Annotated in this window: 23 protein-coding genes; 16 read left to right on the forward strand and 7 right to left on the reverse strand. The window is 72.0% G+C overall.

What is annotated here, in order from left to right; translation table 11 throughout:
* Positions 1 to 2: 2 nt before the first annotated feature.
* Positions 3 to 1,427, reverse strand: a complete 1,425-nt coding sequence (locus DAI20_RS05290; protein WP_108249452.1) for a TrkH family potassium uptake protein — start codon at positions 1,425 to 1,427, stop codon at positions 3 to 5.
* Between the two features lie 103 nt (positions 1,428 to 1,530).
* Between DAI20_RS05290 and DAI20_RS05295 the strand changes: the two genes are divergently transcribed.
* From DAI20_RS05295 to DAI20_RS05305, 3 genes are all read left to right on the forward strand, one after another.
* The gene (locus tag DAI20_RS05295; protein ID WP_108249453.1) at positions 1,531 to 1,953 is read left to right on the forward strand and encodes an ArsR/SmtB family transcription factor; all 423 of its coding nucleotides are present in this window, start codon (positions 1,531 to 1,533) and stop codon (positions 1,951 to 1,953) included.
* 230 nt (positions 1,954 to 2,183) lie between these two features.
* A complete protein-coding gene (locus DAI20_RS05300) occupies positions 2,184 to 2,411 on the forward strand; it encodes a helix-turn-helix domain-containing protein (RefSeq protein WP_108249454.1) in 228 nt (75 codons plus the stop codon).
* 85 nt (positions 2,412 to 2,496) lie between these two features.
* Complete coding sequence (locus tag DAI20_RS05305; protein WP_003792170.1) at positions 2,497 to 2,595, forward strand: 30S ribosomal protein bS22; 99 nt, start codon at positions 2,497 to 2,499, stop codon at positions 2,593 to 2,595.
* Between the two features lie 39 nt (positions 2,596 to 2,634).
* Here DAI20_RS05305 and DAI20_RS05310 read toward each other — a convergent pair whose 3' ends face one another.
* Positions 2,635 to 3,402 (reverse strand): HAD family hydrolase, encoded by a 768-nt coding sequence (locus DAI20_RS05310; RefSeq protein WP_108249455.1) that lies wholly within the window; start codon positions 3,400 to 3,402, stop codon positions 2,635 to 2,637.
* 36 nt (positions 3,403 to 3,438) lie between these two features.
* On the opposite strand from DAI20_RS05310, the gene DAI20_RS05315 reads away from it, so the two are divergent.
* Both DAI20_RS05315 and DAI20_RS05320 read left to right on the forward strand, forming a co-directional pair.
* The gene (locus DAI20_RS05315) at positions 3,439 to 3,708 is read left to right on the forward strand and encodes a glutaredoxin family protein (RefSeq protein ID WP_108249456.1); all 270 of its coding nucleotides are present in this window, start codon (positions 3,439 to 3,441) and stop codon (positions 3,706 to 3,708) included.
* A gap of 28 nt (positions 3,709 to 3,736) precedes the next feature.
* Positions 3,737 to 4,039, forward strand: coding sequence for a Dabb family protein (locus DAI20_RS05320; protein ID WP_108249457.1), 303 nt, complete (start codon positions 3,737 to 3,739; stop codon positions 4,037 to 4,039).
* A 152-nt stretch (positions 4,040 to 4,191) separates the two neighbouring features.
* On the opposite strand, the gene aspS is transcribed toward DAI20_RS05320, so the two are convergent.
* Complete coding sequence (gene aspS / locus DAI20_RS05325; protein WP_108249458.1) at positions 4,192 to 5,523, reverse strand: aspartate--tRNA(Asn) ligase; 1,332 nt, start codon at positions 5,521 to 5,523, stop codon at positions 4,192 to 4,194.
* A gap of 87 nt (positions 5,524 to 5,610) precedes the next feature.
* Here aspS and DAI20_RS05330 point away from each other — a divergent pair, with 87 nt between their 5' ends.
* From DAI20_RS05330 to DAI20_RS05355, 6 genes are read left to right on the forward strand one after another with little or no spacing between them, the layout of a single operon-like run.
* Positions 5,611 to 6,255 (forward strand): histidine phosphatase family protein, encoded by a 645-nt coding sequence (locus DAI20_RS05330; protein ID WP_108249459.1) that lies wholly within the window; start codon positions 5,611 to 5,613, stop codon positions 6,253 to 6,255.
* Entirely contained in the window at positions 6,255 to 6,878 is a 624-nt protein-coding gene (locus DAI20_RS05335) for a TlpA family protein disulfide reductase (RefSeq protein WP_108249460.1), read from the forward strand. The genes DAI20_RS05330 and DAI20_RS05335 overlap by 1 nt, the downstream gene beginning before the upstream one ends.
* Positions 6,879 to 7,616: a cytochrome c biogenesis CcdA family protein gene (locus tag DAI20_RS05340; RefSeq protein WP_108249461.1), complete on the forward strand. Its 738-nt coding sequence runs from the start codon at positions 6,879 to 6,881 to the stop codon at positions 7,614 to 7,616.
* Positions 7,600 to 9,315, forward strand: coding sequence for a cytochrome c biogenesis protein ResB (resB, locus tag DAI20_RS05345; protein ID WP_108249462.1), 1,716 nt, complete (start codon positions 7,600 to 7,602; stop codon positions 9,313 to 9,315). The genes DAI20_RS05340 and resB overlap by 17 nt, the downstream gene beginning before the upstream one ends.
* A gap of 9 nt (positions 9,316 to 9,324) precedes the next feature.
* On the forward strand, positions 9,325 to 10,344 hold the full coding sequence (ccsB, locus tag DAI20_RS05350; RefSeq protein ID WP_108249463.1) for a c-type cytochrome biogenesis protein CcsB: 1,020 nt from the start codon (positions 9,325 to 9,327) through the stop codon (positions 10,342 to 10,344).
* Between the two features lie 31 nt (positions 10,345 to 10,375).
* Entirely contained in the window at positions 10,376 to 11,113 is a 738-nt protein-coding gene (locus DAI20_RS05355; protein WP_108249464.1) for a Pr6Pr family membrane protein, read from the forward strand.
* 37 nt (positions 11,114 to 11,150) lie between these two features.
* Here the strand turns inward: DAI20_RS05355 and DAI20_RS19055 are convergent, their stop codons facing one another.
* Both DAI20_RS19055 and DAI20_RS05365 read right to left on the reverse strand, forming a co-directional pair.
* A complete protein-coding gene (locus DAI20_RS19055; protein ID WP_108249465.1) occupies positions 11,151 to 12,713 on the reverse strand; it encodes a flavin monoamine oxidase family protein in 1,563 nt (520 codons plus the stop codon).
* The gene (locus tag DAI20_RS05365) at positions 12,710 to 13,726 is read right to left on the reverse strand and encodes an o-succinylbenzoate synthase (protein WP_108249466.1); all 1,017 of its coding nucleotides are present in this window, start codon (positions 13,724 to 13,726) and stop codon (positions 12,710 to 12,712) included. Before DAI20_RS05365 ends, DAI20_RS19055 begins: the two co-directional genes overlap by 4 nt.
* A 94-nt stretch (positions 13,727 to 13,820) precedes the next feature.
* Between DAI20_RS05365 and DAI20_RS05370 the strand changes: the two genes are divergently transcribed.
* The 3 genes from DAI20_RS05370 to DAI20_RS05380 are packed head-to-tail and all read left to right on the forward strand — an operon-like array spanning position 13,821 to position 16,996.
* Positions 13,821 to 14,738, forward strand: a complete 918-nt coding sequence (locus tag DAI20_RS05370; protein WP_108249467.1) for a 1,4-dihydroxy-2-naphthoyl-CoA synthase — start codon at positions 13,821 to 13,823, stop codon at positions 14,736 to 14,738.
* Positions 14,739 to 14,742: 4 nt separating this feature from the next.
* Positions 14,743 to 15,903, forward strand: a complete 1,161-nt coding sequence (locus DAI20_RS05375; protein ID WP_108249468.1) for an AMP-binding protein — start codon at positions 14,743 to 14,745, stop codon at positions 15,901 to 15,903.
* Positions 15,904 to 15,913: 10 nt separating this feature from the next.
* Positions 15,914 to 16,996, forward strand: a complete 1,083-nt coding sequence (locus DAI20_RS05380; RefSeq protein ID WP_306766457.1) for a 1,4-dihydroxy-2-naphthoate polyprenyltransferase — start codon at positions 15,914 to 15,916, stop codon at positions 16,994 to 16,996.
* 28 nt (positions 16,997 to 17,024) lie between these two features.
* Here the strand turns inward: DAI20_RS05380 and DAI20_RS05385 are convergent, their stop codons facing one another.
* Positions 17,025 to 17,297, reverse strand: a complete 273-nt coding sequence (locus DAI20_RS05385) for a DUF4229 domain-containing protein (protein ID WP_159084922.1) — start codon at positions 17,295 to 17,297, stop codon at positions 17,025 to 17,027.
* A 71-nt stretch (positions 17,298 to 17,368) separates the two neighbouring features.
* On the opposite strand from DAI20_RS05385, the gene DAI20_RS05390 reads away from it, so the two are divergent.
* Together DAI20_RS05390 and menD are read left to right on the forward strand one after the other, a co-directional pair.
* The gene (locus DAI20_RS05390) at positions 17,369 to 17,743 is read left to right on the forward strand and encodes a PLD nuclease N-terminal domain-containing protein (protein ID WP_108249471.1); all 375 of its coding nucleotides are present in this window, start codon (positions 17,369 to 17,371) and stop codon (positions 17,741 to 17,743) included.
* A gap of 9 nt (positions 17,744 to 17,752) precedes the next feature.
* Entirely contained in the window at positions 17,753 to 19,438 is a 1,686-nt protein-coding gene (gene menD / locus DAI20_RS05395; protein WP_108249472.1) for a 2-succinyl-5-enolpyruvyl-6-hydroxy-3-cyclohexene-1-carboxylic-acid synthase, read from the forward strand.
* A gap of 129 nt (positions 19,439 to 19,567) precedes the next feature.
* Here menD and DAI20_RS05400 read toward each other — a convergent pair whose 3' ends face one another.
* Positions 19,568 to 20,851: an isochorismate synthase gene (locus tag DAI20_RS05400; RefSeq protein ID WP_108249763.1), complete on the reverse strand. Its 1,284-nt coding sequence runs from the start codon at positions 20,849 to 20,851 to the stop codon at positions 19,568 to 19,570.
* Between the last annotated feature and the right edge of the window lie 46 nt (positions 20,852 to 20,897).

Consider the following 20,897-nt stretch of genomic DNA (forward strand, 5'->3'; position numbering starts at 1 on the left):
AATTATCCAACGATGGGACGCTCCTCCGCGCGCTTGAACAGCTGGCGCCTGGTGCTCGCGGCGAGCGCGACGGCCAGCGTCACCGTGCCGATGCGCCCGATGAACATCGTGGCGCACAGCACGTACACGCCCGACGGCGGGAGCTCCGCCGTCAGCCCCGTGGTCAGCCCCGAGGTCGCGAAGGCCGAGATCACGTCGAACAGCACGTAGTCGAGGGACGACCCCGAGATCTGCAGCAGGATGATGCAGGACAGCGCCACGGTCGTCGCACCGAGGAGCACGACGCTCACGGCGAGTCGCAGCACGTCGCCGGGGATGCGGCGCTCGAACGCCTCCATCGACTGGTTGCCTCTGGCCTCGGCGAACGCCGCGAGGAACAGGACCGCGAGCGTCGTGACCTTGATGCCGCCGGCCGTCGACGCGGATCCGCCGCCGATGAACATGAGCATGTCGCTCACCAGCAGGCTCGCGTTGTTCATCTCGTGCACGTTGATCGTGGCGAAGCCGCCGGAGCGCGTCATCACCGAGAAGAAGAGGGCCTGGTAGACCCGGTCCTCCGGCGGCAGCGCGGCGAAGGTCGCCTGGTTGTCCCACTCGAGCAGCACGTAGGCGGCGGTGCCCAGCACGATCAGGAGCGCCGTGGTGACGAGCGTGAGCTTCACGTGCACGGACCACTGCCGGGGCCGCCGGTGGTTGCGCAGCAGCGCGTAGATCACCGGGAAGCCGATGCTGCCGAGGAAGACGCCAACCATGAGCCAGGTGAGGAACCAGTAGTCCGAGGCGTACGGGGCAATGCCGGCCTCGCTGAAGATGAAGCCGGTGTTCGTGAAGGCCATCAGCGAGTAGTAGAAGGAGTCGAGCAGCGCCTCGAGGAAGGGCACGCCCTGGGCGAGGATCGGCGGCACCAGCAGGACCGCGATGGCCAGCTCGATCACGATGGCGCTCATGGCCACGGTGAGCAGCAGCGTGCCCATCTCGCCGAGCTTCACCGCCTGGCTCTCGGCGACGGGGCCGCTGTGGATGCGCAGCGGGTTCGCGTCGCTGGCCGCCATGAGCCGGGCCCGGAGGCCGAGCCGGCGCGACACGATGAGGCCCATGATCGAGGCGAGGGTCAGCACGCCGATGCCGCCCACCTGCACGCCGAGGGCGATGACCGCGTGGCCGAGCGGCGACCAGTACGTCGCCATGTCGACCGTGGCGAGGCCGGTGACGCAGATGGCGGAGACGGCGGTGAAGAGCGCATCCGCTGCGTCGGCCCTCTGCCCGTCCGGCCGCATGCCCGGCAGCAGCAGGATGGCCGTCAGCGCGAGGACCAGGGCCGCGAACACCGCGATGGCGAACCGCGCCGGTGTCGAGTGGGCGAAGTAGTCGATCAGGTCCCGCAGTCGGGCGATCGGGGAGCGCCGATGTCCGCCCCTCGTGCGCATGACCCTCGTTCCTTCGCTTCGGCCGCAGGCAGGGCGCGTGCCGCCGTGTCAGATGCGAACCGATGCTACCCCGGCCGGACGCGGCACTCGCTAGCCTGATCGCATGGCAGATATCTTCGCGGTCGTGGCAGACCCCACGCGGCGGGAGCTGCTCGGCATCCTCCTCCGTCGGCGTACCGAGTCCGTGGCGTCCGGCGACGCGAGCGTATCGGAGCTCGTCGCCGAGCTCGCCCTGAGCCAGCCGACCGTCTCCAAGCACCTGAAGGTGCTGCGCGAGGCGGGGCTCGTGACCGTACGTGAGAAGGGGCAGCACCGCTACTACCGGATCGAACCCGACGCTCTTTCGGATGTCGGAGCCTGGGTGGCCCCCTTCCTCCCTCCCGCGGAGGTCGCTCCTTCCGAGTCGGCCGCCTCGGAGCCGGCCGCCACGAACGGCGGAGCCGGCGCCCCGGTCCCGGGCGCCCGTTGGGCCACGGGCCTCGGCCGGCTCGCCGCCGACCTCGCGTTCCGAGTCCGCCGGGCCTGACCCCGGCTCGACCCGGGGGGCCGGAGCGGTATCGGGCTCCGCGGTCCGACCGCGTCCAACCGACCCCCGCGTCGCCGCGCAGCCCGCTCTCCTCGTCGTGCGCAGGCTCGTTCCCAGTGCCTGGACACAGCATCCGGCCAGCACCTATGGTTACGATCGAGCACTCCGGTAACATCCGTCACAGGAGTTTGTCTCGCCGGCCGCGGGCCGGGTTCAGCAAAGGGGCCACCATGCCTAGCGATCTCGCCGACGTCCGCTTCCTCACCGTTGCCGAGGTCGCCGACGTGATGCGGGTCTCGAAGATGACGGTGTACCGCCTCGTCCACTCCGGTGAGCTGCCCGCCATCCGCTTCGGCCGCTCCTTCCGCGTGCCCGAGTCCGCCGTGCGCGCGGCGGCCAGCCCGGCCGGCACGGAGGCGGCTGCAGAGGCCCCTGGATCCGTCGCGGACGCGGGCTGACCGAAACACGCGCTAGACTGCTCCGAGGCATTTTTCCGAGGTTCTGATAGGACCCGGTGTCCCGTCAGAAATCAGTGAGGTCCCTATGGGTTCAGTAATCAAGAAGCGTCGCAAGCGCATGGCGAAGAAGAAGCACCGCAAGCTGCTTCGCAAGACGCGCCACCAGCGCCGCAACAAGAAGTAGGCAGCGCCTAGTTCTTTTCCATCGAGCGTCGGGCTCCCGTCAGGGGACCCGGCGCTTCTTGGTTTCGCCGCGGGCGGCCTTCGCCTCGTCGCGGACCGCGCGCTGCGCCGCCTTGATGCTCGAGCGCTTCATCTCCATGATGTGCCAGCCGCGGGTGATCGCGTGCCGGCGCAGGATCACGTCGGGGTTCACGACGACGGGGTGACCGACGAGCTCGAGCAGCGGGATGTCGTTCCGGGAGTCGGAGTAGGCCCAGCAGTCCTCGAGGCGCGCGCCGATCGCGGCCGCGTGCACGAGGGCGGCCGTGGCCTTGCCCTCGCCGTGCAGGAAGTCGCCGCGCAGGCCGCCGGTGTAGACGCCGTCCACCGAGTCGAGCACCGTGCCGAGGGCCCCGGTGAGTCCCAGGCGGGTGGCGATGACCTCGGCGACCTCCTGGGCCGTCGCCGTGATGAGCCATACCTCGTGGCCCAGGCCGAGGTGCTCGCGGGTCAGCGCGACCGTCTCGGGCCACAGCCGCTTGCTGATGTCCCGATCGAAGATGTCGACGCTCAGCTGGCGCACCTCGCGGGTGGTGCGACCGGCCACGATCTGCAGGGCACGGGCGCGGATGGTGTGCAGATGGCGGAGGTTCTCGCCCCGGCGGAGGAATTGGGCCTGGCGCCAGGCGGCGACCACGACGTCGCGGTAGGTGATCATGCCGGCGCGGAAGGCGCCGCGGCCGAGGTGGTACAGGCTCGCGCCGCGGAGGATGGTGTTGTCGACGTCGAAGAAGGCGACGATCGGCTGCGGGCTACTCTGCTCGGGCATGACCCGAGTAAGCCTATGCCCGCCTAGGCTGGGGGAGTGACGACGGCACGCATCACCCTGGTCGGCAAGCCCGGCTGCCATCTCTGCGACGACGCCCGCGACGTGGTCGGCGCGGTCGTGGGGGAGCTTACCGATCAGCCCGGCGCCCCACGCATCGAGGTGGAGGAGAAGTCGATCCTCGAAGACGCCGCGCTGCACGAGCGTTTCGTCGAGGAGATCCCCGTCGTGCTCATCAACGACCGCGTGCACAACTACTGGCGCATCGATCCCGCCCGGCTGCGCGCCGCCCTCCTGGCGGTCGGCTAGGCGACCCCGCGCCGATAGCGTTGGGCGCATGACCCTTCGCCACATCGTGTCCTGGAAGCTCGCCGAGACGGATCCCGAGCTCAACCGACAGCAGCGCCGTGCCATCGCCGACGCGCTCGAGACCCTGCCCGCGCTGATCCCGGAGATCCTCCGGCTCGAGGTCGGTTCGAACATCCGCGAGTCGGACACCGCGCACGACGTCGTGCTCGTCGCCGACTACGCCGACGAGGCGGCTCTCGACGCCTACATCGTGCACCCGGAGCACGAGAAGGTCGCGGCATTCGTCCGGGGCCTCGCGGCATCCCGGGTGAGCGTCGACTACCTCGTCTGACCCGGTCCGACCCGCATGTGCGGGCCCTGAGCCGGCGAAGGGACGCGGTGTGCGTCGCTTCGACAGGCTCAGCGACCGTGGCGGCTCAGCGACCTTCGACGGGCTCGGCGACCGTGGCGGCTCAGCGGCAGTAACGCCGCTGCCGCATCGGGCTACGGGGTGAGGCGGTTGGGTCCGCGGAAGAGGTAGGTCACCTCGCGCAGGTTGGGCTGGTGCAGCATCAGCATGATCACGCGGGCGAGACCCATGCCGAACCCGCCGTGCGGCGGCACGCCGTAGCGGAAGAAGTCGAGGTAGTCGGAGAGCTCCTCGACCTCCATGCCCTTCTCGCGCACCTGCTGCTCGAGCACGTCGATGCGGTGCTCGCGCTGGGCGCCCGTCGTGATCTCGAGGCCGCGCCAGACGAGGTCGTAGCTCTTCGTGAGCGTCGCGTCGTCGTCCTTGCGCATGTGGTAGAACGGCCGGATGCTCGCGGGGTACTCCGTGAGGAACACGAACTCGTGCCCGTAGGTCTCCTGCACGTGGGCGGCGATCTGCCGCTCGCCCTCGGGGTCCATGTCGTCGTCCGCGCGGTCGATCACGTGGCCGCGCTCGGCGACGATGCGCTTGGCCTCGGCAAGCGGGATGCGCGGGAACGGCGTGCTCGGCACGACGACCTCGACGCCGAACAGCGACTGGATCTCCTCGCCGTGCTTCTCCTTCACCGCGGACAGGCCGGCGACCATGAGCTGCTCCTGCAGCGCCATGACGTCCTCGTGGCTGTCGATCCAGCTGATCTCCGTGTCGACGGAGGTGAACTCCGTCGCGTGCCGGGAGGTGAAGGACGGGTCGGCGCGGAATGCCGGGCCGATCTCGAACATCTTGCCGAAGCCCGCGGACTGCGCCATCTGCTTGAAGAACTGCGGGCTCTGCGCGAGGTAGGCGTCGCCGTCGAAGTAGTCGACGTGGAACAGCTCGGCGCGCGACTCGGACGGCGTCGCCATGAACTTCGGGGTGTGCAGCTCGACGAAGTCGTTCTCGACCCAGTAGGTGCGCAGCGCGTGCTCGAAGGTCGTCTGCACGCGGAAGATGAGGTTGTTGCGGGGCACACGCAGGTCGAGGAAGCGCCAGTCCATGCGCTTGTCGATGCCGCTGTCCGCGGCGATCGGCGTCTCCGCGATGGCGACGGTGGCGATGTCGAGCGACTCGAGCTTGATCTCGACGCCGCCGAGCTTCACCCGCTCGTCCTTCTTCAGCTGACCGGTCGCGGTGAGGAACGTGCCGACCGACAGCCCCGAGATGATCGAGTCCACGGTCTCGCCCGCATCCTCGCCCTCGGCCGGGGCGGCGGAGCGCGGGTTCACCAGCTGCACGGCGCCGGACTCGTCGCGGAGGACGACGAACTGCACCTTCTTCTGGTCGCGCACGGTGTCGACCCAGCCGGAGACCGAGACGGGCCCCTCGTCCAGGGCGGCCAGGTTCTTGATCAGGGTGCGTTCGGTCACGGGAGTCGAGTTTACCGGGCGCGATCGGCCCGCCCCGCCCGGGGACGGCAAGCGGACTGCCAGGCATCGATCCGTACACTTGAGGCCGTGGTCGCGCAGAAGATCCACCTCGTCCGGCACGGCGAGGTGCACAACCCGGAGCGGGTGCTCTACGGCACCATGCCCGGCTTCGGGCTCAGCACGCTCGGGCACCGCATGGCGGACTCCGCCGCCCGGGCCCTGCAGGAGCAGAACGCCCCCGTGCGCCGCATCATCTCCTCGCCGCTGCAGCGCACCCAGGAGTCCTCGGCGCCGTGGGGCGAGCGCTTCGGCCTTCCCGTCGACATCGACGAGCGCATCATCGAGCCGTTCAACAGGTTCGAGGGCCGCACCTTCAACTTCGGGGCACAGGTGCTGCGCAACCCGAGCACGTGGGGCTGGGTCGTCAACCCGCTCCGCCCGAGCTGGGGCGAGCCGTACGAGTCCATCGCGGCCCGCATGCTCGCCGCCATGACCGATGCCCACGCCTCCGTTCCGGACGGCGACGTCGTCTTCGTGAGCCACCAGCTGCCCATCTGGACCGTGCACCGCAAGCTCAAGCGTCAGCAGCTGGCGCACGACCCGCGCAAGCGCCGCTGCACCCTCTCGAGCATCACAACCTTCGAGTACCGCGGGGACCGCTTTGTGGAGACCGGGTACCAGGACCCGACCGAGGGCCTGCTCGACCAGTCCGTCGACCTCGGGGCCGTCTGATGCGCGCCGCCACCTTCTCCAGGACCCGCCGAGGACCCCGGCTCGCGCGCCTCGCCGCCGTCACGGCGCTCGCCGGCCTCGCGCTGACCGGCTGCTCGGCCGACTCCCTCGCGGAGCAGTACTCCGAGGGCAGCGGCAAGAACTTCATCGCCGGCGACGGCACCTACACGGAGATCCCGGCCGAGAGCCGCACCGACCCGATCACGTTCGAGGCCGCCATGGACGACGGCTCGACGCTGTCGTCGAGCAGCCTCAGCGGCAACGTGACGGTCGTCAACTTCTGGTACGCCGGATGCGCCCCGTGCCGCGAGGAGGCGCCGGTGCTCGAGGAGCTCTATCAGCAGTACTCCGCCGACGGCGTCGCGTTCCTCGGCGTGAACACCCGCGACCAGCCGGCGACCGCCCGCTCGTTCGCCGAGCGCTGGGGCACCACCTTCCCCTCCGCGATCGACGTGCAGGACTCGGCGGTCCAGCTCGCCTTCAGCGGCCAGTACGCGCCGAACGCCACCCCCACCACCTTCGTGCTCGACCGGGAGGGCCGCATCGCGAGCCGCATCCTCGGCACCGTCGACGGGAAAGTGCTCGACACGCTGATCTCCGACACGCTCGCCGAGGCGAGCTAGGTGAACGGGGTCACCGAGGCGGTCCTGTCCGGTCAGCTCCTCATCGCCATCCCGCTGGCGATCGCCGCCGGCCTGGTGTCCTTCGCGTCGCCCTGCGTGCTTCCGCTCGTGCCCGGCTACCTGGCCTACGTCGGCGGGTTCACCAGCGCCCAGGACCGGACGCGCGGCCGACTGCTGCTCGGCGTCGCCCTGTTCATCCTCGGCTTCTCCGTGGTGTTCGTGCTGCTCGGCCTGTTCGCCGGCGCGCTCGGCGGATTCCTCCTGCGCTACGACGACATCGTCACGCGCGTGGCGGGCGTCGTGGTGTTCCTGCTCGGCTTCGTGTTCCTCGGGCGGTTCTCCTTCCTCCAGCGCACCATCAAGCCGCGCTGGCAGCCGGCGACCGGCCTCGCCGGCGCACCGCTGCTCGGACTCGTCTTCGCCATCGGCTGGACCCCCTGCTACGGCCCCGCGCTCGCCGCCATCGGCGCGCTCAGCCTCGACAGCGGCAGCGCCGGCCGCGGCGCGCTGCTCGGCGCCTTCTACTGCCTGGGGCTCGGGATCCCGTTCCTCCTGCTCGCGCTCGGCCTCAGCTGGATGACCGGCGCGGTCTCATTCCTCAAGCGGCATATCCGCGCCATCAACGTGGCCGGCGGCCTGCTGCTCATGATCATCGGCCTGCTCATGGTCACGGGCCTCTGGGGCGCCTGGCTGTCGGACCTGCAGGCGGTGATCGGCGGCTATGTCACGCCTATCTGATCCCCGCGAGGCCGCTACCCGCCGGGCGTCGGCGCGCTCAGGCGACCCGCGCCGCCCGGACGACTACGTCGACTCCGCCACGCCCCCGCCCTCGGGTCCGGACGACAGCATCACCCAGCCGCGGCTGGGGCCGATCGGCTGGCTGCGCTGGTTCTGGCGCCAGCTCACGAGCATGCGGACCGCGCTGTTCCTGCTCCTCCTCCTCGCGGTCGCGGCGATCCCCGGGTCCCTCGTGCCGCAGCGGACGTCGGACCCCAACGGCGTCGTGCAGTACAAGGTCGACAACCCCGACCTCTTCCCGGTGCTCGACCGGCTGCAGGTGTTCGACACCTACTCGTCGATCTGGTTCTCGAGCATCTACCTCCTGCTGTTCGTGTCGCTCATCGGTTGCGTCCTGCCGCGCACCCGGCACCACCTGCAGGCGCTGCGTTCCGCGCCGCCGCGCACCCCCGCGCGGCTCGCCCGCATGGCCGGGTTCACCACGCGAACCCTCGACGGCCGGCCCGCCGACGACGCGACGGTCGCCCGGGCCGTCGAGAGCGCGCGCGCGATGCTGCGCAAGGGCGGCTACCGGGTCGTGACCTTCGCCGACTCCGTCTCGGCCGAGCGCGGCTACCTGCGTGAGACGGGCAACCTCGTCTTCCACTCGGCCCTCGTCGGCATCCTCGTCACCGTCGGTATCGGCGGCGGCTTCGGCTACAGCGGCCAGCGCGTGATCGTGGAGGGGCAGTCGTTCGTCAACACCCTGAGCGCCTACGACTCGTTCAATCCGGGCCGCTTCGTCGACGAGAACCGCCTTGCCCAGTACCGCGTGAAGCTCGACGAGCTGAGCGTGACCTATGAGGAGCAGAACCAGAACGCGATCGGCCAGCCGACCGACTACACGGCGAGCGTGACGACGGACGGCGGGGCCGCCGGCGCCGCGAGCGAGACGGCCGTGAAGGTGAACGAGCCCCTGCGCATCGCCGGGACCGACATCTACCTCCTCGGCAACGGCTACGCGCCGACGATCACGGTGCGCGACCCGGCGGGCGAGGTCGTGTTCACCGACTCCGTGCCGTTCCTGCCGCAGGATCCGAACCTCACGTCGCTCGGCGTCATCAAGGTGCCGGACGGCCTCGCCCAGCAGGTGGGCATGATCGGCTTCTTCTACCCGACGCAGGAGACCTCGGAGCACGAGGAGGGCGACTTCTCGAGCTTCCCCGACCTCCGCAACCCGGTGCTGAGCCTCAATGTCTACGTCGGCGACCTCGGGCTCGACCAGGGCGTGCCGCGGTCGGTGTACGAGCTGAACACCGACGACCTCACCCAGCTGAGCGGCCGCAACACGGACACCCCGGGCATCCGCCTCGCCCCTGGGGAGACCCAGGAGCTGCCGGACGGCCTCGGCACGGTGAGCCTCGACGACGTGCCGAGGTTCGCGTCGTTCGACATCCACCACGACCCGACCCAGGGCTGGGTGCTGTTCTTCGCCGTCTGCGTGCTTGCGGGGCTGCTCACGTCGCTGTTCATCCCCCGCAGGCGGGTCTGGATGAAGGCGGTGCGGGATGCCGACGGCGGTCTGACGCTCGAGTACGCGGGCCTCGCGCGCGGCGACGATCCCACCCTCGAGAGCGCGGTGAAGGACTTCGCCGACCGGCATCGGACGGCCCTCGCCGAGGCCGGTTCCGCATCGGCTCCTATCAGCGAAAGGATCTAGGCTACCCGGGTGAACACTGCAACGCTCGACGCCGCCTCGCTGCTCTTCCTGCTGGGAGCGACGGGGGCATACGCGATGTCGTTCGTCTCGTTCGCGCTCGACCTCGCCCGCAGATCCGCCGATGCGACGACCGCGGATGCCTCGGCACGCGCCTCCCGCGTGCTCGCCTCGTCGAGCGCTGCCGGTGCGACGGCGCAGCGCCGCGCGGGGGTAGCGACCCTCGAGCGCGGCGGAGACGACGGCACGACGGGGCGGGCGCGCTCGCCCATCAGCCTCCGCGTCGGCCTCGCGCTCGCCGTGCTCGGCTTCGCGCTGCACCTCGTCGCCACGATCCTGCGCGGCATCGCCGCGGCCCGGGTGCCGTGGGCGAACATGTACGAGTTCTCAATGACCGGCACGCTCGTCATCATGGGCGTCTTCCTCGGCGTTCTGCTCGTGCGCGACCTCAAGTTCCTCGGCACCTTCGTCACCGGCCTCGTCATCATCCTGCTCGGCATCGCGACCGTCGGGTTCCGCGTCGACGTCGTGCCGCTGCCGCCCGCCCTGCAGAGCTACTGGCTCGTGATCCACGTCTTCGTCGCCATTCTCGCGACGGCGTTCTTCGCGCTCGGGTTCGCCCTGTCCGTGGTGCAGCTTCTGCAGCACCGCCGCGAGGTCGCCGTCGCCGACGGGCTCGATCCCCGCGGCGGTGGGCTGTCGTTCCTGCGCAGCCTCCCCGGATCCGAGCAGCTCGAGAACCTCGCCTACCGGCTCAACATCATCGGGTTCATCCTGTGGACCTTCACCCTCATGGCCGGCGCCATCTGGGCGGAGCGCGCGTGGGGGCGCTACTGGGGCTGGGACACCAAGGAGGTGTGGACCTTCATCATCTGGGTGATCTACGCCGGCTACATCCACGCGCGGGCCACCCGCGGCTGGCGCGGCTCGCGTTCCGCCTGGCTCGCCATCATCGGCTTCTCCGCGGTGCTGTTCAACTTCGGTGTCGTCAACGTGTTCTTCAAGGGACTCCACGCCTACAGCGGCCTGTGACGCTCCCTCCGTCCCGGTGAGGTGATCCCCGGTGGATCCTCGCATCTCTTTCGCCGTCCTGCGCCTCGTCGTGCTCGGCGTCGGCGTCGTCGCGCTCATCGGCGACTTCGACTACGTGCTCGGCTTCAGCAGCTTCGCCACCGGCAACTGGTTCAGCTACTTCACGACCGAGAGCGCCTTCCTGCTCGACGTGACGCTCGCCCTCGGGGTGCTGTTCGCCTGGCGCCGCGCGGACGACCCCGCCTGGTTCGTGGGCCTGCGCATCGTCGCAACGACGTACGCCATCACGTCCGGCGCCGTGTTCGCCGTCATCGTCGCGCAGGCGGCGAGGACGAACTACACGCTCGAGGTGCCGTGGTCGAGCCAGCTCCTGCACTTCTGGATACCCGCGTACGCGCTGGTCGACTGGATGCTCGCCCCGGGCCGCACGGCCGCGCCCTGGCGGCTGCTGCCCTGGGTGCTCGCCGTGCCCGCGGCGTGGGCCGCCTTCACGCTCATCCGAGGACCGCTGGTCGGCTGGTACCCCTACTTCTTCATGGACCCGGCGCAGGTGAGCGGGCCGCTCGAGCAGGCTTTCTACCTCGCCCTCGTCGGGGTGATCCTGCTCGCCATCAGCGCCGCGTTCGTACTCAGCAGTGCGCGCCCGGTGCCCACCCTGTCGGGCGCCAGGACCCGTGCCGCCAGGATCCGTCGCCGGTTGGCGGCTCGCGCCCGGTCCCGCCGCGCGGCGCAGCTCCCCGGCGGGGTCTCACCCGACCGCACGCCGTAGCGCCCGCCTCTGCGCACGGGGTCGGGCACCGCGCCGATCAGTTCGAGGGAGCCTCGGTGGCCCGCTGCGTCGGCTCCTCCCTGGGCACGACGGACGGCGTCGCCGTGGGCGTAGGAGTGGGAGTGGGCGTGGGAGTCGGCACCACGGCGGGCGTCTCGTCCTCGGTGGCCACGAAGGCCTCGAGCGTGCCGATGGCGCTGGAGACCACGTCGTCGTCGGACAGCTCGGCGACGCGCTCCGCGTGCTCGGCGGTGGCGAACCCGACGAGCACCGGGTATCCGGTCACCGGCAGCAGGTTCAGCCAGAGGGGGAAGTCCGCCTCCGGGTCGGCGACGCTCCACACGCTCGCCTCGCTCGCCCAGAACGGCTCGTCGTACCGCAGCCACACCGTCTCGATGGCGCCCATGCCGAGCTCGTCGATGGCGGCCTGCGTGGCCGCGGGGAGAGCCGGGTCGAACTCGATCACCTCGGCGCTGAGCACGCCGAGCGGCACGGTGACGATCACCCGGTCGACCGACAGCGACTCGCCCGTCCCGAACCGCAGGCCGACGCCCTGCTCGCCGTAGCGGATGTGCACGACGGGGCTCTTGGCCAGCACGTCGATGTCCCGCAGGGCCTCCTCGACGAGGCTCTGGTGGCCGCCGGTGACGAGGCTCAACTCCTCGGGCGGCACGGGGTCGAAGCCGGCGCGCGCGGACAGGTCCTCGGCCGTGGCGCCCGTCCGGGCGCCGACGACGACGTCGAGGTAGTGCTCGAGCAGGACGCCCGCGGACACGGACTCCTCGGCGCCGGTTGCCGCGTCGGACGACGGCGACGCCGATGGCGTGGGCGGCGCGGTCTCGACGGGCGCCGCGCCCGACCCGGTCAGGGCGTTGCGCAGGGACGCGTCGGCGGACTGGGCCTGTGCCCAGGCGACGGCGGTGGCCACCGCGGCGGCGGGCTCGGCCGTGCTGGGCACGGGCGCACCGGAGGCGGTGCGCGTCTCCAGGGCGACGGGGTAGGGCACGGCGGCGGCGTCCTCGCCGTCGGGGAGGGGGCTCCCGCCGGTGGGCACGAACGCGGCCCCGAGCTCCACGGGCAGCGGCCAGGAGTCGGACTGCGCGGTGCGGATCCTGCCGCCGACCCGGTCCTGCGCCTCGACGACCAGGACCTCGAAGCCCGCGTCGACGAGCCGGCGGGCGGCGACGGCGCCCGCGGCGCCCGCGCCGATCACGCCGATCCGCTCACCCTCGGCCGCGGCGGCCGCGACCTCCTCGGCGGCGCGCCTACCGGAGGCCACGGCGCCGGACACGGTGCTGGGGAACTCGGTCGAGGTGGCCTCACCCGCGAAGAAGACGCGATCCAGCACGGGGGTGCGCAGAGCGACCCGGGACTCCGGCGTCGCCCCGACCGGAAGGTAGCTCACCGCGCCGCGCGTGTAGGGGTTGGTCGTCCAGGCCGAGCGCGCCGCCTCGGCGGGCCGGGGAACCGGCCCCGGGGTGGGCGTGGGGGTGGGGGACGGGGTCGGCGTTGCGGTCGGCTCCGGCTCGGCCGGGGTGCACGCCGCCAGCGCCAGGACGAGGCCGGATCCCATCAGGAACGTGCGGCGCTTCATGCTCATCTGTCGTCACTGTAGTGGGTGCCCGCCACGCCTCCGCTGAGGAGCGCGTGGCAGCGCCCGACGCGCTCCAGCCACCATTCGCGACGGTCCGCGGAGGCCTCGTGCGCGGCAAGCAGCGCCGGGTCCGGGGCCACGCGGGAGACGGGCAGCATCCCGTCCCGCGGCACCAGCGGCTCCGCCGTCACATCCGCTTCGAACAGCGAGACGGTCGCCAGCCCGCAGTCGTACTCGAGCTCGGGCAGGGCGCCCGCGAGGAACGTGCCCATGGAGATGCCCACGGAGCTTTCCAGCGCGCTGGACACGACGACGGGCAGGCCCGCCTCCGTCGCGATCCGCAGCGCCGACCGGATGCCGCCCAGCGGCTGCACCTTGAGCACGAGCACGTCCACCGCGCCGGCCCGGGCGACCGCGAGCGGGTCCGCGACCTTGCGCACCGACTCGTCGGCGGCGACGGGCACGCCCATGTACTTAATGCGCCGGCGCAGCTCCGCAAGCTCGGCGACCGAGGCGCACGGCTGCTCGATGTACTCGAGGTCGCAGTCCGCGAATGCGTGCACGGCGTGCTCCGCCTCGTCGACGTTCCAGAGGCCGTTCGCGTCCACGCGGATGCGGCCCTCCGGGCCGAGGTACCGACGCACGGCTGCGACGCGGGCAGCGTCCTCGGCGATCGTCCCGCCCGGCTCGGCCACCTTCACCTTCGCGGTGCGGCAGCCCGGGAACCGGTCGAGCACGTCGGCGACGCGGTCGGCCTCGACGGCGGGCACGGTCGCGTTCACCCACACGGACGTGCGCAGGGGAGCGGGCGTCGGCGCCCAGGCGAAGTCGACGGCGGCGGCGAGCCACGCGGCCGCCTCGGCGTCGTCGTACTCGACGAACGGCGAGAACTCCGTCCAGCCCTCCGGGCCCTCGAAGAGCACCGCCTCGCGCACCGTGATGCCGCGGAACCGCGTGCGCAGGGGGAGGGCGACGACGCGCGCCGAGGAGAGGATGTCCGAGAGCGCCGCTGCCGTCATGCGCCCATTCTCCCTCCCTCCCCACCACGGCCGCTGAGCCGCGCCAGCCGTGGGGCGCAGGGGCGGTCCGTGGGGCCGGAATAGGCTGGGGGGCATGACCACACGCGTGTCCGAGGTATTCGATCCGGACGCCTGGGTGGACGCTCCCGCCTCCGAGCGCCTCGGCGACATCACCTACCACCACGACGTCACGGGGCGCGTCGCCCGCGTGGCGTTCGACCGTCCCGAGGTGCGCAACGCCTTCCGGCCGAAGACCGTGGACGAGCTCTACTGGGCGCTCGACGACGCCCGGCAGAACCCCCGCATCGGCGTCGTGCTGCTCACCGGCAACGGCCCGAGCCAGAAGGACGGCGGCTGGGCGTTCTGCAGCGGCGGTGACCAGCGCATCCGCGGGCGTGACGGCTACCAGTACGAGGAGGGTGCGGGGGAGACCGCGGGCGCCGGCGCCTCGGCGCGGCTCGGCCGGCTGCACATCCTCGAGGTGCAGCGCCTCATCCGCTTCATGCCGAAGGTCGTCATCGCGGTCGTGCCGGGTTGGGCGGCGGGCGGCGGCCACTCGCTGCACGTCGTGTGCGACCTGACCATCGCGAGCGAGGAGCACGGCCGGTTCAAGCAGACCGACGCGGATGTCGGCTCCTTCGACGGCGGCTACGGATCCGCGTACTTCGCCCGCCAGGTCGGGCAGAAGGCCGCGCGCGAGGTCTTCTTCCTCGCCGAGGAGTACAGCGCCCGGCGGGCGTACGAGATGGGCGCCGTCAATCGCGTCGTCCCGCACGCCGAGCTCGAGAGCACGGCGCTCGCCTGGGCGCACACCATCCTCGGCAAGTCGCCCACGGCGATCCGGATGCTGAAGTTCGCCTTCAACGCGGCCGACGACGGCATGGTCGGCCAGCAGGTGTTCGCGGGTGAGGCGACCCGCCTCGCCTACGGTACCGACGAGGCGGTCGAGGGCCGCAACTCCTTCCTCGAGAAGCGCGAGCCCGACTGGTCGCCCTTCCCCTGGCAGTACTAGCGGCATGAGACCGCTCCGCGTCCTTCCCGGCGCCGATCCGCTCGACCTGCTGCTCCAGCTGCGCGAGGCGCTGAGCGGCACCGGTCCGGCACTCCTTCCCCGCCCCGCCGGTGCCGCCGAACCGGAGGGCGCGCCCGCCCTGCCCGCCGAGGTGGCCAAGACCCTCGCGCTCGTGATCGAGACCAGCGGATCCACGGGGTCGCCGAAGCGGGTCGCGCTCGGCGCGGGCGCGCTGCTCGCCGGCGCCGCGGCCACCCAGTCCGCGCTCGGCGGCGCGGGGCAGTGGCTCCTCGCCCTGCCCACCCACTACATCGCCGGGGCGCAGGTGCTCGTGCGCTCGATCACCGCCGAAGTGGACCCGCTCGTGCTGCCGCCCGGCCACTTCGACCCGACGACGTTCGTCGACGCCATCGGCGGCTTCCGGCCGCAGGTCCCGCGCTTCACCGCGCTCGTGCCGACCCAGCTGCACCGGCTCGTGCAGCACGCCGCCGAGGACGCGCGGGCCCGGGCGGAGCTGCGCACCCTCGACGCCGTCCTGGTGGGCGGACAGGCGACGGCCCCCGCGCTGCTCGACCGCGCGGCCGGGCTCGGGATCCGCGTCGTCACGACGTACGGGTCGTCGGAGACGGCGGGCGGCTGCGTGTACGACGGCCAGCCCGTCGGCACCACTCGCGTCGCCGTCGTGGACGGCGAGATCCAGATCGCGGGCCCCACGCTCGCGGACGGCTACCTCGGCGACCCCGAGGCGACGGACCGCGCCTTCGTGCAGCACGACGGCCTCCGCTGGTACCGCACGGGCGATGCGGGCGAGGTGACCGACGGGACGCTGACGGTGACCGGCCGGCTCGACAGCGTGCTGATCTCCGGCGGCGAGAAGGTGTCGCTCGATCGCATCGAGCTCGTCGCCCGCGGCATACCCGGCCTGGCGGACGCGGTCGCGGTGAGGGCGGACGACGAGGAGTGGGGGCAGCGCGCCGTCCTCTTCACGGAGTCCGTGCCGGACGACGCGACGCGGGGCGAGCTGAAGCGCGCCCTCAGCGAGTCGCTCGGTCGGGTGGCCGGGCGAGCGGCGCTCGTTCCCGGCGTCGCGATCCCGCTGCTCGCCTCCGGCAAGCCCGACCGAGTCGCCCTGGCGCGACGGGCCGCCGGAATCGGCCGCGAATAGAATCCTCTCCGTGGCACAGAAGAGACGACCCCCGCAGCCGAAGACGCACCCCGCAGCCCGGACCCGTCCCGGCCGCGCCGTGCCGGTCGGTGCCACGCAGGACGGCGCGCGGGAGACGCCGCACGGCGACCGGGGCGCCGCTCCCGCCAGGAGCGGCGCGCGCAGCGCTCGGAGCGGGCGTCCGGGCGGGAAGCCCGTCGCCCCGAAGCGCAAGCGGAAGGCGACCGCGCGCGACTGGATCGGCGGGGCGCGCCTGCGCACACTTCCGCTCTCCCTCGCGCCCGTCGCCATCGGCACCGGAGCCGCGCTCCTTCTCGACGACGGGCAGTGGCGCCCGCTTCTCACCGTCCTCTGCTTCGCCGTTGCGGTGTTCCTGCAGATCGGCGTGAACTACGCGAACGACTACTCCGACGGCGTCCGGGGCACCGACGCGCATCGCGTCGGCCCCGCCCGTCTCACCGGAGCCGGGATCGCCGAACCGCGCACCGTGCTGACGGTGGCCCTCGCGTTCTTCGGCCTCGCCGCCCTCGCCGGTCTCGCCATCGTCGTGCTGACCGGACACTGGTGGCTGCTCATCGTCGGTGCCGTGGCCATCGCGGCCGCCTACTTCTACACGGGCGGGAAGAGGCCCTACGGCTACGCCGGCCTCGGCGAGCTCGTGGTCTTCGTGTTCTTCGGTCTCGTCGCCACGGCCGGCACCACGTTCGTACTCTCCGGCCGCGTGTCGAGCGAGAGCTGGATCGGCGGCGCGGCGGCGGGGTTCCTCGCCTGCGCCGTGCTGATGGTGAACAACATCCGCGACATCGAGCAGGACCGCAGGGCGGGCAAGAAGACCCTGGCCGTGCGCCTCGGCTCCACCGCCTCGCGCGTCGTGTTCGTGCTGTTCCTGGTGTTCGCCTACGCGATCCTCGGCTTCTACACGCTCTTCTTCCCGCTCGCCGGGTACGTGTTCTTCACGCTGCTGCTCACCGCCCCGGCCGCGATCATCACGGTCACCGCCCGCACGCCGGGCGAGCTGATCCTCGCGCTGCAGCTCACCAGCATCGGCGCGCTCTTCTTCGGCTTCGGCCTCGGCTGGGCCTTCGCCTTCTAGCCGCTCGCCGCGCGGAACCAGCGTGCGGTCAGTCCGTGGGGTTCTGGCGGTCGATCGTCGCGTCCTCGGCGGTGTCGTCGTCGACCGGCCGCTTGCGGCCCCGCTGGATCGCCGACAGGTCCTCCGCCATCACCTGGCGCTGGCGGCCGAGGAAGATGTAGGACGCGCATGCCGAGATGACCGCGGACACGACCGCGGCCCAGATCCATTCGACGCCGGCGATCATCAGCAGGGCGAACGGGACGGCGAACAGCGCCACACGCATAAGCGAATAGACCAGCCAGACACGTCCCGATTTCACCGCATCAGTCTAGGCACGCGGCCCGGTAACTCCCCCAGCCGAACGTAAGCTCGCGGAGCTACGATTACTCAATGCCCAGAATCCTTCTTGGCCTCGCCGTCGTCGTCGTGGCCGTCACGATTTTCGCGGTCGTGGACTCCGCCATGACGCGCAAGGAGCGCGTGCGTGGAATCTCGAAGGCGCTCTGGATTCTCGTCATCCTCATCTTCCCCATCGTCGGACCGATCCTCTGGTTCCTCATCGGTAAAGACCGGTCGAGCGGTGCGAATACGGCCGGCCGACGGCTCGGCCCCGACGACGACCCGGAGTTCCTCCGCCGCCTCGGAACCGACGCGGACCAGGACGAGCGCATCCGTCGGCTCGAGCAGGAGCTCGCCGACCTCGACAGCGACACCGATGGGGACGCGGACAACGGAAGCGGAGCGCCGGGCCGGCGCGACGCCTGAGCCGCCCCGGTGAGCACGACCGGTAACGCGGCGACCGATTATGCCGTCGCGCTGCTGAGCGCATTCGCCCGCGAGGGCGTTGAGGACGTCGTCCTCTGCCCGGGCTCCCGATCCCAGGCGCTCGCGCTCGTGGCCGCCGAGCTGGAACGGACCGAGCGCATCCGGCTGCACGTGCGTCTCGACGAGCGCTCCGCCGGCTTCCTCGCCCTCGGCCTCGCCGCGGAGTCGCGCACCCCGGTGATCGTCATCACGACGTCGGGCACCGCCGTGGCCAACCTGCACCCGGCGGCGCTCGAGGCGTTCCACTCCGGGGTGCCGCTCGTGCTGCTCACCGCGGACCGGCCCGAGGAGCTGCGCGGCGTCGCGAGCAACCAGACCACGGTGCAACCGGGCATCTTCGGTCCCGTCATCGACTCGGTCGACGTGCCGGCGCCCGAGGGGGCGGACGGTGAGGCAGACGCCGCGTCGGAGCTCGCCCGCCGCGTCTACCGGGCCGCCGCCGCGGCGCCCGGGCCGGTGCACCTGAACGTGAGCTTCCGCGACCCGCTGTCCGCGGCGGTGCCCGACCTCTCGGGTCTGGAGACGCACCGGGATGCGCCGGATGGGGATGCGCCGAATGCCACCGATTCCGTTCCCGTCGCTCCGGCGGTGCGACCCGTTCCGCATGGTCCGCGCACCATCGTCATCGCCGGTCACGCCGCGGGGGAGCGTGCGGAGGAGTTCGCGCGAGCGGGCGGCTGGCCGCTGCTCGCCGAGGTCTCCAGCGGCGCCCGCTTCGGGCCGAACCTGGTCGTCGCGTTCCGGCAGCTGCTGAACGACGCCGACTTCGGCGGCAACGTCGAGCGCGCGATCGTGTTCGGGCACCCCACCCTCACCCGCGAGGTGCCGAACCTCCTGCGGCGGGACGACGTCGAGGTCGTCGTCGTCGGGCCGAGCGGCGGGCAGTGGTACAACCAGGGCCGCAGGGCCGAGCTCGTGTCCGCCGTCGAGGTCGCAGGCGCGCCCGCCGACGAGGCCGCCGCCCGCCGCTGGCTGGGGCGCTGGGTCGTCACCAGCCGAGGGATCCTCGACGCCGAGGCCCAGGCGGCCGAGCCGCAGGGCCGGGCCGACGGGCGCGACTACGCCCGCCTCGAGCTGGCCGCCATGCGCGCGCCCGTCACGCGCCGCGGCCTCGTCGAGGCGGTGTGGCGGGCAACCTGGCCGCACGACCGTCTCGTGCTCGGCGCGTCCCGGCTCATCCGCGAGGCGGACGCGTCCGTGCCCGGCAAGAAGATCCGGGTGCACGCGAATCGTGGCCTCGCCGGCATCGACGGCACCATCGCGACGGCGACGGGCATCGCGCTCGCCAGCCAGCGCTCGGGCGCGGGAGCGACCCGCGTGCTCGTCGGCGACCTCACGCTGCTGCACGACGCGGGGTCCCTGCTCGGCGGCCACGGGGAGAAGCTGCCGCGCATCCAGGTGATCGTGGGCAACGACGGCGGTGGCACGATCTTCGACGGCCTCGAGGTCGCCCGCACGGCGTCTCCCACCGCCATCGAGCGCGTGATGTTCACCCCGCAGTCCGTGGACATCGAGTCGCTCGCCCGCGCCTACGGCTGGGCGCACTCGCGCGCGGCGACGGCCGGCGAGCTGCACTCCGCCCTCACGGTCCCGGTGACGGGTCCCTCCATCCTCGAGGTCCCCCTGGCCCGCTGACCCTGCGCGCGCGTCGGGGACACGGTCGCTGAGCGTGTCGAAGCGACGGTGGATGCGCCGGATAGCGTCCCTTCGACAGGCTCAGGGACCGTGGAAGTGGCATCCCTTCCACAGGCCCCCGGCGGCGGGTCAGAGGGAGAAGGCGTCCAGGATGGGGCGGAACTTGATGCCCGTCTCGGCCAGTTCCGCATCCGGGTCGGAGCCCGCGACGATGCCGGCACCCGCGTACGCGGTGATGCGCCCGCCCTCGGAGACCTGGGCGCAGCGCAGCGCGACCGCCCACTCGCCCTCGCCGCCCGCGCCCACCCAGCCGACCGGTCCAGCGAAACGGCCGCGGTCGAACGGCTCGAGGTCGGCGATCGCACGGATCGCCGTGGCCGTGGGGCTGCCCGCCACGGCAGCCGTGGGGTGCAGCGCGTCGAGGAGGTCGAGCGAGCTGGACGCGTCGCCCAGCGTCCCCGAGACGTCGCTGGCGAGGTGCCAGAGGTTGGGCAGCTCCAGCGGGAAGGGCCGATCGCTCGCCTGCAGGTCGGCCGCGTGCGGCCCGAGCGACACGAGCACACTCTGCAGGGCGAAGGCGTGCTCGTCCTGGTTCTTGTCCGAGGCGACGAGCTCGGCCGCCGCCGCGCGATCCGTGGCGGCATCGACGCCCCGGCCCGCGGTCCCCGCGAGCACGCGCGCGCTCACCCGGCCGCCCGCGACGCGCACCAGGGTCTCGGGGCTCGCGCCGAGGAGTCCGTCGACGGCGAAGGTCCAGCAGTCGGGATACGCGGCCGCGAGCTCGCGCAGGGGCCGGCGGAGGTCCGCGGAGAGGGGCAGGGCGCCGACGAGGTCCCGCGCGAGCACCACCTTGCTGAGCGAGTCCGAGGCGATGCGGGAAAGGGCCTCCCGTACGGCGGCGCGGTAGGCGTCCTCGCCCATGGCGCCGGGGGAGAGCGTCGTGCGCCCCTCGTCCGCGGCGGCGGTCGCGCCGCGGCGCAGCCCGAGCGGGGACGCGGCATCGCCCACGAACCGGGACTCGCCGTCCGCGTCCGACCCGATGGGGCGCACGCGGGTCACCCACGACGCGCCGGCGCGACGCCCGACGACGACCTCGGGAACGGTCAGCACGCTGGTGGCCGAGGATGACGCGGAGAACGCGAACGCGCCGAAGGCGACGAGGCCCGAACCGGGAAGCCGCACCGGGTCGACGACCGTGGCGTCCGCGACCACCTGGCGCCAGGCCGCGGCGGCGTCCGTCATGCGCCCGGGTCCCTCGAACTCCAGTCGCAGCGCCGTCCCGACGCCCGCGATCCCGTCGCCGCCGCGCATCCAGAGGAGCGGGTCTGCGGGGTCGAGGAGGGGGAGAAGGCGATCGAGGTCGTCGACGGGGGTGGTCTCGACGACCAGGGCGCGAACCTGGGTTGCGGTCACCCGCGAAAGCATACCCACCGTATTCGCAAGCGGCTCTCAGTAAGAT

This window comes from Planctomonas deserti (assembly GCF_003067705.1).
Taxonomy (GTDB): domain Bacteria; phylum Actinomycetota; class Actinomycetes; order Actinomycetales; family Microbacteriaceae; genus Planctomonas; species Planctomonas deserti.